This window comes from Lysinibacillus sp. FSL K6-1151 (assembly GCF_038630755.1).
Classification (GTDB): Bacteria; Bacillota; Bacilli; order Bacillales_A; family Planococcaceae; genus Lysinibacillus; species Lysinibacillus fusiformis_D.
The window spans coordinates 38,811-52,069 of record NZ_CP152040.1 but is presented as its reverse complement, the minus strand read 5'-3'; the positions used below and the strand labels follow the sequence as shown (position 1 = coordinate 52,069).

The 13,259-nt window shown below is 38.9% G+C and carries 13 protein-coding genes, 1 tRNA gene, 1 rRNA gene and 1 other RNA gene; 4 read left to right on the top strand and 12 right to left on the bottom strand.

The window, feature by feature from the left end:
* Window positions 1-35: 35 nt before the first annotated feature.
* The 7 genes from MHI04_RS00235 to ffs form a co-directional block, all read right to left on the bottom strand.
* Window positions 36-1,587, bottom strand: a 16S ribosomal RNA gene (locus MHI04_RS00235).
* A gap of 281 nt (window positions 1,588-1,868) precedes the next feature.
* The gene (locus MHI04_RS00230; RefSeq protein ID WP_036122146.1) at window positions 1,869-2,141 is read right to left on the bottom strand and encodes a pro-sigmaK processing inhibitor BofA family protein; all 273 of its coding nucleotides are present in this window, start codon (window positions 2,139-2,141) and stop codon (window positions 1,869-1,871) included.
* A gap of 76 nt (window positions 2,142-2,217) precedes the next feature.
* Entirely contained in the window at window positions 2,218-2,433 is a 216-nt protein-coding gene (locus MHI04_RS00225; protein WP_036122143.1) for a YaaL family protein, read from the bottom strand.
* A 13-nt stretch (window positions 2,434-2,446) separates the two neighbouring features.
* Complete coding sequence (gene recR, locus MHI04_RS00220) at window positions 2,447-3,043, bottom strand: recombination mediator RecR (protein WP_036122141.1); 597 nt, start codon at window positions 3,041-3,043, stop codon at window positions 2,447-2,449.
* 11 nt (window positions 3,044-3,054) lie between these two features.
* Window positions 3,055-3,369, bottom strand: a complete 315-nt coding sequence (locus tag MHI04_RS00215; protein WP_036122138.1) for a YbaB/EbfC family nucleoid-associated protein — start codon at window positions 3,367-3,369, stop codon at window positions 3,055-3,057.
* Between the two features lie 21 nt (window positions 3,370-3,390).
* Window positions 3,391-5,175, bottom strand: coding sequence for a DNA polymerase III subunit gamma/tau (dnaX, locus tag MHI04_RS00210; RefSeq protein WP_330494076.1), 1,785 nt, complete (start codon window positions 5,173-5,175; stop codon window positions 3,391-3,393).
* A gap of 143 nt (window positions 5,176-5,318) precedes the next feature.
* Window positions 5,319-5,586: signal recognition particle sRNA large type (ffs, locus tag MHI04_RS00205), an RNA gene on the bottom strand.
* 167 nt (window positions 5,587-5,753) lie between these two features.
* Here ffs and MHI04_RS00200 point away from each other — a divergent pair.
* The 4 genes from MHI04_RS00200 to MHI04_RS00185 all read left to right on the top strand — a co-directional run bounded on the left by MHI04_RS00200 (window position 5,754) and on the right by MHI04_RS00185 (window position 9,479).
* Window positions 5,754-5,846: transfer RNA gene (locus MHI04_RS00200), tRNA-Ser, on the top strand.
* 127 nt (window positions 5,847-5,973) lie between these two features.
* Window positions 5,974-7,233 (top strand): ATP-binding protein, encoded by a 1,260-nt coding sequence (locus MHI04_RS00195; protein ID WP_051891648.1) that lies wholly within the window; start codon window positions 5,974-5,976, stop codon window positions 7,231-7,233.
* Entirely contained in the window at window positions 7,234-8,112 is an 879-nt protein-coding gene (locus tag MHI04_RS00190) for a response regulator (protein WP_036122124.1), read from the top strand.
* A gap of 92 nt (window positions 8,113-8,204) precedes the next feature.
* A complete protein-coding gene (locus MHI04_RS00185; RefSeq protein ID WP_036122120.1) occupies window positions 8,205-9,479 on the top strand; it encodes a cation:dicarboxylase symporter family transporter in 1,275 nt (424 codons plus the stop codon).
* A gap of 45 nt (window positions 9,480-9,524) precedes the next feature.
* Here MHI04_RS00185 and MHI04_RS00180 read toward each other — a convergent pair whose 3' ends face one another.
* The 5 genes from MHI04_RS00180 to MHI04_RS00160 all read right to left on the bottom strand — a co-directional run bounded on the left by MHI04_RS00180 (window position 9,525) and on the right by MHI04_RS00160 (window position 13,242).
* Window positions 9,525-10,145: an RraA family protein gene (locus MHI04_RS00180; RefSeq protein WP_058843212.1), complete on the bottom strand. Its 621-nt coding sequence runs from the start codon at window positions 10,143-10,145 to the stop codon at window positions 9,525-9,527.
* A 190-nt stretch (window positions 10,146-10,335) separates the two neighbouring features.
* Entirely contained in the window at window positions 10,336-11,244 is a 909-nt protein-coding gene (locus tag MHI04_RS00175) for a methyl-accepting chemotaxis protein (RefSeq protein WP_036122113.1), read from the bottom strand.
* 82 nt (window positions 11,245-11,326) lie between these two features.
* The gene (locus MHI04_RS00170) at window positions 11,327-11,854 is read right to left on the bottom strand and encodes a TIGR00730 family Rossman fold protein (RefSeq protein ID WP_058843213.1); all 528 of its coding nucleotides are present in this window, start codon (window positions 11,852-11,854) and stop codon (window positions 11,327-11,329) included.
* 84 nt (window positions 11,855-11,938) lie between these two features.
* On the bottom strand, window positions 11,939-12,607 hold the full coding sequence (locus tag MHI04_RS00165; RefSeq protein ID WP_036122086.1) for a deoxynucleoside kinase: 669 nt from the start codon (window positions 12,605-12,607) through the stop codon (window positions 11,939-11,941).
* Complete coding sequence (locus tag MHI04_RS00160; RefSeq protein WP_036122083.1) at window positions 12,607-13,242, bottom strand: deoxynucleoside kinase; 636 nt, start codon at window positions 13,240-13,242, stop codon at window positions 12,607-12,609. Before MHI04_RS00160 ends, MHI04_RS00165 begins: the two co-directional genes overlap by 1 nt.
* Window positions 13,243-13,259: the final 17 nt, after the last annotated feature.

The window sequence follows — 13,259 nt, the reverse complement described above, 5'->3', positions numbered from 1 at the left end:
CAAACCCTAGGTTTGTATTCCGAAATAATCCTTAGAAAGGAGGTGATCCAGCCGCACCTTCCGATACGGCTACCTTGTTACGACTTCACCCCAATCATCTATCCCACCTTCGGCGGCTGGCTCCAAAAGGTTACCTCACCGACTTCGGGTGTTACAAACTCTCGTGGTGTGACGGGCGGTGTGTACAAGGCCCGGGAACGTATTCACCGCGGCATGCTGATCCGCGATTACTAGCGATTCCGGCTTCATGTAGGCGAGTTGCAGCCTACAATCCGAACTGAGAACGACTTTATCGGATTAGCTCCCTCTCGCGAGTTGGCAACCGTTTGTATCGTCCATTGTAGCACGTGTGTAGCCCAGGTCATAAGGGGCATGATGATTTGACGTCATCCCCACCTTCCTCCGGTTTGTCACCGGCAGTCACCTTAGAGTGCCCAACTAAATGATGGCAACTAAGATCAAGGGTTGCGCTCGTTGCGGGACTTAACCCAACATCTCACGACACGAGCTGACGACAACCATGCACCACCTGTCACCGTTGCCCCCGAAGGGGAAACTATATCTCTACAGTGGTCAACGGGATGTCAAGACCTGGTAAGGTTCTTCGCGTTGCTTCGAATTAAACCACATGCTCCACCGCTTGTGCGGGCCCCCGTCAATTCCTTTGAGTTTCAGTCTTGCGACCGTACTCCCCAGGCGGAGTGCTTAATGCGTTAGCTGCAGCACTAAGGGGCGGAAACCCCCTAACACTTAGCACTCATCGTTTACGGCGTGGACTACCAGGGTATCTAATCCTGTTTGCTCCCCACGCTTTCGCGCCTCAGTGTCAGTTACAGACCAGATAGTCGCCTTCGCCACTGGTGTTCCTCCAAATCTCTACGCATTTCACCGCTACACTTGGAATTCCACTATCCTCTTCTGCACTCAAGTCTCCCAGTTTCCAATGACCCTCCACGGTTGAGCCGTGGGCTTTCACATCAGACTTAAGAAACCACCTGCGCGCGCTTTACGCCCAATAATTCCGGACAACGCTTGCCACCTACGTATTACCGCGGCTGCTGGCACGTAGTTAGCCGTGGCTTTCTAATAAGGTACCGTCAAGGTACAGCCAGTTACTACTGTACTTGTTCTTCCCTTACAACAGAGTTTTACGAACCGAAATCCTTCTTCACTCACGCGGCGTTGCTCCATCAGGCTTTCGCCCATTGTGGAAGATTCCCTACTGCTGCCTCCCGTAGGAGTCTGGGCCGTGTCTCAGTCCCAGTGTGGCCGATCACCCTCTCAGGTCGGCTACGCATCGTCGCCTTGGTGAGCCGTTACCTCACCAACTAGCTAATGCGCCGCGGGCCCATCCTATAGCGACAGCCGAAACCGTCTTTCAGTATTTCACCATGAGGTGAAACAGATTATTCGGTATTAGCCCCGGTTTCCCGGAGTTATCCCAAACTATAGGGTAGGTTGCCCACGTGTTACTCACCCGTCCGCCGCTAACGTCGAAGGAGCAAGCTCCTTCTCTGTTCGCTCGACTTGCATGTATTAGGCACGCCGCCAGCGTTCGTCCTGAGCCAGGATCAAACTCTCCATAAAAGAAATTTGAATAGCTCAAATTGTTTTGCTGGCATCAATTTTGATGTCCAAAATTTTGTTTCGTTCACTAACAGAAGTTAGTTACTGAAAACTTTATTGATTACGTTTTGCTTGTTCAGTTTTCAAGGTTCATTTCGTTAACTGCTGTTTTAGCAGCAACTCTTATATAATACCATGTCGTATATAATGTGTCAACATAAATTTTTAATTTATTTTCGTTTCAATCAGTTATATTAGCGACTTTTATAACTATATCATATTCTTTTCATATTGCAAGCTTTTTATAAAAAAAATATTAAAGCTGTTATTCCTAATACACCCGGAATACCTAAGACGGCAATAGTTAAGACTGAAAATAGATTGATGGGTACATTATATCCTATATAACCAATACCTAAATGGATTATAAATAATAATAGAAAAGCAAATGCAAATCTAAACCAAAACACCGATAACCCTTCTAAAATCTTACCTAGTTTAGCATGTCTTATTATTACATAAAGAAAAAGAAGCCCTACAGGAATACTAATACTCATAATTACTAACCAAGACAATATGGTTGCCCCCTCAATTAAATAATTATGAAAGTTTATGTTTCCTGTATCGCTTCTATGAATATTTAAATAAGAACTATTTTATTAATACCTTGCGAATTCTAGCTTCCTTAAATAAATAGAAATGAATACTTTCTGCTGTTTTGCGTTGAGCAATTACCCCGAGATCATAGTCATCCATTAATTCTTCTATTATCTTCGCCTGCTGTAAATCCTCTTTTGTTTCTTTTATAAGATTCACAAGCCTATCATCGAATTCTTTTTTTAACTTTCCTTTACTACGGAAGAACATATTAATCCCTCACTCATAATTCGCGTCGGCCTTCCATTGCCTTAGATAGCGTAACCTCATCTGCGTATTCTAAATCTCCCCCTACTGGCAATCCATGCGCAATACGAGTCGTACGAATCCCTGAAGGTTTGACAAGGCGAGATATGTACATAGCTGTTGCCTCACCTTCAATTGTTGAATTCGTAGCTAAAATAAGCTCTTGTACACTTTCATCTTGCAAACGCACTAACAAGGAAGCAACATTAATATCCTCTGGACCGATACCATCCATTGGAGAAATTGCACCTTGAAGTACATGATACATGCCGTTGTAGTCACGCATTTTTTCCATTGCAATAACATCCTTTGTATCTTGCACAACACAAATAATAGAATGATCTCGCTGCTTGTCTGCACAAATGTGACATGGGTCTACATCTGTTATATTGCCACAGACAGAACAGTAACTCAGGTTTCGTTTAGCATCAATCAATGCTTTAGAGAAAGATAATACATCGTCTTCTTTCATAGATAACACAAAAAACGCCAGACGAGCCGCGGTTTTCGGCCCGATACCTGGCAATTTCATAAAACTATCGATCAATTTAGATATTGGTTCTGGGTAGTACATATGATTACCTCCTAGAATGGAAGGTTTAAGCCTTGAGTGAATTTACCCATCGTTGAGTTTGTTTTTTCTTCTACCTTTTTCAACGCTTCATTTGTTGCAATAACAATTAGGTCTTGTAACATTTCGATGTCTTCTGGGTCTACTACAGCTTCATCTAGATTTACTGACACTACTTCACGCTGACCAGAAACTGTTACTTTTACCATGCCGCCGCCTGCAACACCTTCAAATTGCTCAGCATTTAAAGCCTCTTGAGCCTCCATCATTTCCTTTTGCATTTTTTGCATCTTTTTCATCATACCTTGCATATTTCCCATTCCACGCATAAATGTCTTCCTCCTAAAAATTTAATCTTCAATAATTTCAACAAAATCTTTACCAAAGAGCTTTTCAGCCTCTGTCACAAGTGGATCTTGTGAAGCAAGAGGTTGGGCATCATCGATAAATGGTTCATCTGGCATTTCTGCCGGTGGTGGCTCTAATAATTCTTCTCCATGCTCTGAGACAGCCTGTGATTTCTTTTGCTGTAGACTGTGATCACGGATAAACTCTTCACGCATTTTCAACCAAGATTCTTCTGGTATACATAGCATCTCGTACATTGTACCAGTTTGCCCAGCAATTAATTGTGTAAAGTGAGCCTTTAAAGATTGGTTATCGGCAACCATCTGACAATGAATATCATACTTGAATTTTAACACAAAAGCACTCGAAGATGCCGCAACAGGTTCAGCCTCTGCTAAAAGAGCCGATTGAGATTTTTGCATTTGATTTAATGCTTGTGCCCAAACCGACTTGATACGTTGCACATCTTGCTTTGTAGCATCTTTCAACACTTCCTGAATACGACCAGTGGGTGCTTTATAGCCATTCGGGTTTTTAGCACGAGGTCTTTGCTCTTTTTGCGCTGACGTCGTTTGCACAGGAGTTCCTGTTTGCAGCTGCAAGGATAATTGTTGAACCATCTGCTCAAGCGCTACCACCTTTTGCGTGAGTTCTGAGCTTTGTACAGTTTCGTTCATAGCCACTGTTTGATGCGCTAACCCTCCCGAAAATTGTGCCATTTTAAGCAATGCTGTTTCTAAGTAAATTTTCGTATGGTGAGAGAAACGCATCTCCTGCTGTATTTTTGCGAGTATATCAATATAGCCATAAAGCATATCTGGAGCAAATTCGTGTGCTAAAGTAAATACACGCTCCTCAGGGGACACTAACTCTAAAAGTTCAGCTAAATTATCACTTGTTTGAAGTAATAGTAAATCGCGGAAAAAAGTAATTAAATCTTCTGAAAGGCGCAAGGGATCCTTGCCATCAGCTATAAGTTGCTCTAAAAGAGCTAGCATTTGAGCAACATCTTTTACTTTCAATGCTTCAGCTAAGTCATAAAAAACATCCTGACTAATTGAACCTGTAACTAATAATGTGTCCTCAAGCTTTAATTTTTCCCCACTAAATGACACAACTTGGTCTAGCAAACTTAAAGCATCACGCATTCCTCCTGCGGCTGATTGTGCGATCACCTTTAAACCTTGTTCTTCATATGGTAAATCAATATCTTCTAGGACGACCTTCATACGTTCAATAATATCATTGGTAGAAAGTCGCTTAAAATCAAAGCGCTGACAACGAGAAATAATCGTTGCAGGCAATTTGTGAGGCTCTGTCGTTGCTAAAATAAATACAGCATGAGGAGGTGGCTCTTCCAAAGTTTTTAAAAGAGCGTTAAAGGCACTTGTAGAAAGCATATGCACTTCGTCTATGATGTACACCTTATATCTACTGCTTGCAGGAGCAAAGCGAACCTTTTCTATAATATCCCTAATCTCTTCAACACGTGAATTCGAAGCCGCGTCAAATTCAATGACATCAGGATGGGAGCCATCCGTAATACTTATACATGTAGCGCATTCATTACACGGTTCTTTCGATGGTGCATGTTCACAATTTAAAGCCTTCGCAAAGATTTTGGCTGTACTTGTTTTCCCTGTACCACGCGGCCCAGAAAATAAGTAAGCATGCGTTGTTTTATTTGCTAGGAGAGCATTTTGTAGCGTTCTTTTGACATGTGCTTGGCCAGACATTTCTCGAAAAGATTGCGGTCGATACACACGATAAAATGCTTGATACGTCACTGATTTCCTCTCTCCTTCTCCATTTAATTGAATAGTTATATTATAGCATTTGCCTTCTTATATAGAAAATGAAGTTACTAAATTTAAAAATAAAAAAGCACCCGCCTTATAGTAGACGGATGCTTTGAATTGGCAAGTTAATGCCGTGCACCTTTCCTTGACAGCCGCACATAAGCGTTACTCTTGTCGTTAGCTCGGATTAGGCAACCCCGCGGCACATGGATAAGACCACTTAATGCTGCTTCCTTCCGGACCTGACATGGTTCATGGGTATCCATTGCGCAGGACCCAATCGTCAACACTACGTGCAAAAGGCAGACCAAACAATACGGACAGCCTCGAAAAAGGAATTCAGTCTCGCTAGAGCGGATTGCGAGTTACAGGACACCGCTACCTTCCCACCTAGCACGGCAATAACTAGTATACTGACAGTTTGTATAAATTGCAACTTAATGCACAAATTATTTATTTCCAAGCCCTGAATAAACTACTTAAATTTTTTTCAAAAAAATATTGACGAGTGTTTCTAGTTATGATAAATTTATTTTTGTCGATAAGACAGCAGAGCAATATAACATGGAGGTATACCCAAGTCTGGCTGAAGGGATCGGTCTTGAAAACCGACAGGCGGGTAACACCGCGCGGGGGTTCGAATCCCTCTACCTCCTCCATTTTTAAAATTTCCGACTACAATTGTAGCCGTTTTTTTTTGCCAAAATTGTATGTATTACTTGTTAGATACCACTTCCGCCTCGGTTGTGGTATTTTTTATTATATGAATGATGGGAGGTTGTAATATTGCAATCGAAATTATCTATGACACGTGCTTCCCTTACTTGGATTTTCATTATTGCTGTCCTGACCGCAATTGGTAGTGAAATTAAAATTATGCCATTTGCTAATACAACATTCCGTTTTGGTTTAGGTACAATCATCTTCTTTTTATGCACACTACTTAAACCTACACCGATTATTTTAGCCGGTATTGCAACAAGTATAGTGACAACAATTTTTCGTGTTATTAATTCCACGTTACACAACGTTCCAATTTCTGAGAGTCTATTTAACCATTTACCAGCCGCGTTATTTTATGTATTGTTTGCAGTGTGCCTACAAATTTTAGATATTCAACAATATAGAGAAAAACCTTTAAAACTTGGTTTACTCGTCGCCTTTAGTGAGGTCATTAGTAATTTAGCAGAACAAATTTTTCGATTTTTTGTCCAAAATTATACTTTTTTATTTCTTCATGACCTCCTGATCCTATTAGCCGTAGCTATATTACGCAGTTTTTTTGTAGTAGGTATTTATAGCTCCATTTTGATTGCTGAGCAAAAAAAACGAGTACAAGAAATGCTCAATATCGGATCTGACCTCTATGTTGAGACCCTATACTTAAAAAAATCAATGAACCATATTGAAACTATTACAGCCAGCGGTTATGAATTATATCGACAGTTAAAAGTGCTAGGTTATCGAGCTGAAAGTTTACAGGCACTTCATATTGCCCAGGAAATCCATGAAGTGAAGAAAGATTCTCAACGTATATATGCTGGTATTTCGAAGATTGTGGGCGAAAGAAGCTTCGGCCCTTTCGTATTATCTGAATTATTGCATTATATTGAAGAAGGCAATAGGAAATACGCTGAATTACTTGGTAAGGATATACAATTTAATACATGTATAGACTTCGATTTTCAAACAAAGGAACATATTGCACTCCTTGCTCTTTTAAATAACTTATCTGCCAATGCTGTTGAGGCTATTGAAGAACAAGGTATCATTTCTATTGCTATTGGGCGCCAAGAAGATAATACTGTAATAACAGTATGTGATAATGGGCAAGGAATTTCACAAGCAGATATTTCTGTTATCTTTGAACCTGGATACACAACCAAGTTCAATATTGATGGTGTAGCGGCAACTGGCATTGGGCTTTCACACGTTGCTGAATTAGTAGAAAAATTAAAAGGCTCAATAACCGTTGATTCAGACGATCAATATACAACGTTTAAAATCATAATTCCTACGCAAACTATTCAAACGGGAGAGACTTAAATGAGGTATTTTATTGTAGACGATGATCGTGCAAGTCGTGTTATGTTAAAACAAATTATTGAAGATAGCGGGCTAGGTACAGTTATTGGTGAGGCACGTAATGGTGAGGATGCCATACCACAGATTTTAATGACGCAGCCAGAATTTGTGTTAATTGATTTACTGATGCCCAAGCTCGATGGTATAGCAACAGTTGAGCAACTTATGCAAAATCGTTTTGAGGGACAATTTATTATGATTTCACAAGTTGTGAATAAGGAAATGGTTGGTGAGGCCTATGAACAAGGAATTGATTTCTTCATTCATAAACCAATCAACCGTATCGAAGTAGAAAATGTTTTGAAAAAAACAACTGAACAATTTCGACTTAAAAATTCACTGTTAGTTATACGTCAATCACTTACAAACATTGAATTAACTGAACAAAAGGCTCATAAAGCAACATCACGAGATCATATTCAATCTATTTTAAATGATATGGGCATTGTCGGTGAAATTGGTAGTGAGGATATAATTGCCATTATAGAAACATTACTTGCTCATCAGCATAAGATTGCACCTCTTCCTCCATTAAAAGAGCTGTATGAAGAAATTGCAGCTGTGACAAAGGCTACACCCGATGACATATTAAAGGAAAGTAAAGCCATTGAACAGCGTGTGCGCCGAACAATATTAGCTGCAATGATTAATCTTGCTAATTTAGGGGTTGTTGATTATACAAACTCTGAATTCGAGTACTATGCCCCACGCTACTTTGATTTTAAAGAGATTCGCCAGCTCATGACACAAATTGAAGACCACGATAATCGTAAAGCAAAGGTTAATATTAAGAAGTTTATTCAAGTTTTATATTCAGACATTTTAACAAAAGTAAATTAATTTTCTCGGATTTTGTCGGATTCCGTAAGTCCTCTGTATTATTAAAGTAAGGCGTGTCCTGAAAATTTAATACTAGGGGAGGTACAAAGGATTTGAAAAAGAAATTTAAAATCAGTTTAGCCGCTCAAATTTTAATCGGTTTGATTTTAGGGATCATTATTGGTGGTATCTTTTACGGAAACCCCAAAATTGAGACATATTTACAACCATTAGGGGATATATTTTTACATCTAATTAAGATGATTGTTGTACCGATTATAATTTCGACTTTAATCGTTGGTGTTGCTGGTACTGGAGATATGAAGCAACTTGGACGATTAGGCGGGAAATCTATTATTTACTTTGAAATTATTACAACTGTTGCCATCGTAGTTGGATTACTTTCTGCGAACATTTTCCAACCTGGTGCAGGTATAAATATGAATGAACTATCTCAAGGTGATATTTCAAAGTATGTATCAACAACTGAAGAAGTACAGCATGAGGGGCCATTTGATATCATTGTAGGCATTGTCCCAACAAATATCATTCAGTCAATGGCTGAAGGTGATATGCTTGCGATTATCTTCTTCTCAGTTCTTTTTGGTTTAGGGGTTGCTGCAGTTGGTGATCGAGGAAAACCAGTCTTAGACTTCTTCCAAGGGGTAGCAGATGCTATGTTCTGGGTAACAAACCTCGTAATGAAATTCGCTCCACTTGGGGTATTTGGTTTAATTGGTGTAACCGTTTCCAAATATGGGTTTGCCTCCCTGGTTCCACTTGCCAAATTGGCCATTCTTGTATATGCAACAATGCTATTCTTTATCTTTGTCGTTCTTGGCCTTGTGGCAAAATTCGCAGGAATTAGCATCTTCTATTTAATTAAAGTATTAAAAGATGAACTAATTTTAGCGTTCTCTACAGCAAGTTCTGAAGCTGTATTACCACGTGTTATGATGAAAATGGAGAAATTAGGTGCGCCAAAGGATATTGTTTCCTTTGTTATACCAACTGGTTACTCCTTTAACTTAGATGGATCAACACTCTACCAAGCCATTGCAGCATTATTTATTGCTCAAATGTACGGTATTCACCTAAGCATTGGTGAACAAATTACGTTAATGCTTGTACTAATGGTTACATCTAAAGGGATTGCAGGTGTTCCAGGTGTATCATTCGTAGTACTTCTAGCAACTTTAGGTACTGTCGGTATTCCACTTGAAGGACTAGCATTTATCGCTGGTATTGACCGTATTCTTGATATGGGACGTACAGTTGTTAACGTAATTGGTAACTCATTAGCGTCATTAGTAATGGCAAAATGGGAAGGTCGTTTCGATCGCGAAAAGATGAAAAATTACTTTAATGATAATGAAAATCTAGCGTAAGTTAAAAAAATCCTCACGATGTTGGATGGCATCGTGAGGGTTTTTTTATTTTGCTAATATTTTATCTAAATAAGCTATAATGGATTCTTTTCCATTGACATGTGCTTCCTGTGCACGCTTTTCATCTTTTTCGAGTTTGGCTTCTGCTGCTGCTACAATTTTTTCAGCCTCTTGCTGTGGCACGACAATCACACCGTCTACATCCCCAATTATATAATCACCAGGGAGAACTGTTACTCCCCCTATGGCAATGGGCACATTTACTTGACCACCACCATTTTTATTGCCTGCAGCTACGGTAGTACCTAACGAGAATATAGGGAAATTTAGCTCCCGAATTGCTTCAATATCACGGATTACGCCATCTACAACAAAACCTTGTACACCAATGCCCTTTGCTAAGGAAATCACAAAATCTCCAGCTACCGCTCTATTCGTATTTCCTTTTGCATCAATTACTAAAATATCCCCTTCATTCGCTGCTCTAATTGCTTCCAATACTGCCCCGTTTTCACCATCTGGTAAACGTACAGTCACAGCTCGTCCTGCAATTTTAAAATGATCTGCTAACGGCTTGATATCACTACGCAAATTGGTATGCCCACCTGTCGCATCTGATATAGCTGTAGTTGGTAGATGCTGAAAGCTTACTTCCACTTTTGTCATACATAACACCCCTATTATGATTGATGAAAGCCTTACACTATTATTGTAAATAAAAAATATAGACTATTTCAATATATATCGAAAACAAGTGGAAAAAATGACAACAGTATTTCACCATTATTTTTTATGAAATATGTGTATTGATATTAAAATGGCATCATCTATTTAAAGGATAGTGCCATGTTTAAGATTAAATAATTTCGATAAACTGCTTGGATTGTTCATCTAATGCTTCAGCAGCAGATGCAATTTCACTAAAATCATTTGTAGTGACGGTAATTTGTTCATTCGTTTTATCCGCTTTTTCAGCTATCCTTGTAATACTGTCTGTCACCTGACTAATTTCTCGTTCAATCCCTTCAACATTATCTTTCACTTCTGAAATGGATTGCTCAACTCTTACAGAAAGCTTTCGAACCTCTTTGGCTACTACATCAAAACCTCTACCATATTCGCCAGCTCTAGCTGCTTCAATGGCCGCATTTAAAGCCAATAAATTAGTTTGTGAGGCAATCTCTTGAATCGTTTTGACAATGCCTTTTATAGAATCCGCTTGTTTTTGAAGCTGTGCAAGATTACTTACATTTTCATTTGATTCCTGTGACACTACTTGAATGGTTTCCAGTAGGTCCTGGCTATTTTGAATACCAGCCTCTGAACGCTGATAAAGCTCTTTAGACATACTCTTTAATTTGTCGGCTACGCTCATTATCTCATTTTGACGTTCAGTAATATTAGCAGCTATTTTAGAAACACCTATTACTTTTCTTGTATTATTTGCGAAAACAGGCATATATGTCGCTTCCAACCAAATTCTTTGACCGTTAGCATCGATTCGCTCAACTTTATCCTGATAGCTATTTCCAGCTGTTAAATTACGCCAAAATTTATCGTACTCGCTACTATTCGTAAAATCAGGCAAGCAAAGTTCTTTATGGTGCTTTCCTAACATCTCCTGTACGGTATAACCTAATGTTTGAGCAAATAGCTCATTGACGTATGCTACTCTTCTGTCCATATTAAAGCGGATAATTGCTATATTACGTTCAATGGCTTGTACTACTAAATCATCGGTTACTTGAGCATCTACACTGTGCATATACAACACCTCATTTATTTCTATTTTTTTACTTAAAATATAATTATTTAACTTTTATCTTACATAAAAAACATGGGAATGCTCACCCATGTTTTTTTAATAAACGTAAAACACCTTTCGAAGTCGTTGCCACATGAAAGAGCGCCTTTTGTTCTGCACGTATAAAGTCTTCCTCTAACATTATTTTAAAATGCTTCAAAATTGCATTATAGAATCCATTTACATTATATAAAATGACAGGTTTTTCATGCAGTCCAATCTGTGCCCAAGTAAATACCTCAAAATATTCATCTAAAGTTCCTGCGCCACCAGGAAGAGCAATAAAGGCATCGGCTAACTCTGCCATTTTAGCCTTACGAATATGCATAGAGTCTACAAAATGAATCTCTGTTAATGAGGCATGTGCCAATTCTCTCTTCTGTAAATGAGTGGGCATCACACCAATTACTTCTCCACCCGCTGCTAAAACAGCATCGGCTACCTTCCCCATTAACCCTGTTTTAGAACCACCATAGACCACACCATGACCGCTGTTAGCTAGTGCTGTACCTAGCTCCGCCGCCTTCTCAGCATAAATAGGATTTTTACCTAAACCAGATCCGCAATACACTGCAATTCTTATAGTAATCCCTCCTATTCAAAAAACGTGCAACAATCAGCTATATATTGTCCCACGTTTTTTGGTCATTTACTTTTACTTTCGTAAATGGCTTGTTTGTTTTAGCATATGACTGATGCGGCTCACAATTGATTCAATGGCATCAGGATTTTTTAATAAATCATAATCGTTAATATCTAAACGAAGAACTGGACAGGAATTAAAGTTATTAATCCAGTTTTCGTAGCGTTCATGCATTTCTACCCAATAATCATTCGGTGTCTGTTGCTCCATGGCACGTCCACGCTCTTGAATACGACCAATAACTGCATCAATTGGTCCTTCAAGATAGACAAGCAAATCTGGATGCGGGAAATAGGGTGTCATCACCATCGCATCAAACAAATTTGTATATGTTTCATAATCTGTCGGACTCATTGTTCCTTTATCATAGTGCATCTTAGCAAAAATCCCAGTATCTTCGTAAATGGATCGATCTTGTACAAATCCTCCGCCATATTCAAAAATACGCTTCTGTTCTTTAAATCGCTCTGCTAAAAAGTAAACCTGTAAATGAAAGCTCCATTTTTCAAAGTCATCATAAAATTTATCAAGGTATGGATTCGTATCTACTTTCTCGAATGATGTACGAAAGTTTAGTGCCTCTGCCAACGCCTTTGTCATCGTTGATTTTCCTACACCAACAGTTCCTGCAATAGTGATGACTGTTTGTGGTGGAATATCATACTTCTCTCTTAAATTCATTATTGCAAACTCCTTTGTTGTAACGTATCTTTAATTATTTTTAAAACATGTTCTAAATCATTTGGATTTTTTACAAAATCAAGCTGATCTCCATTAAATCGAATAACTGGAATTTCAGGATGCATGTTCTCAAAATGCTGGATAAAGGAATGATAATCAGCCACAAGCTGCTCCATGTAATCTCGTGAAATCATCTTTTCAAATTCTCGACCACGCATGGCGATACGCTTCATTAATGTTTCAACGCTGGCATGTAAATAAACCACTACATTTGGAACAGGCATATCCTTCGTTAAAATTCTATAGATTTCCTCGTACTTGTCGTACTCAGTTGGCGCCAATGTACGTTTCGCAAATATTAAATTTTTAAAAATATGATAGTCTGCTACAACCGGTTTGGCATGCGCTAATCGAAATTTTTTAATATCCGTTAATTGCTTATAGCGATTACAAAGGAAGAACATTTCCGTTTGGAAACTCCACTCCTCAATGTTTTCATAAAACTTATTTAAAAAAGGGTTTTCGTCTACAATTTCTTTTAATAGATGGTAATTAAATGTCGCTGCTATCTCTTTTGATAAAGAGGTTTTACCAACACCAATCGGACCTTCTACCGTAACAAATGGAACCGTCACCAGAAGTTCCTCCTTTT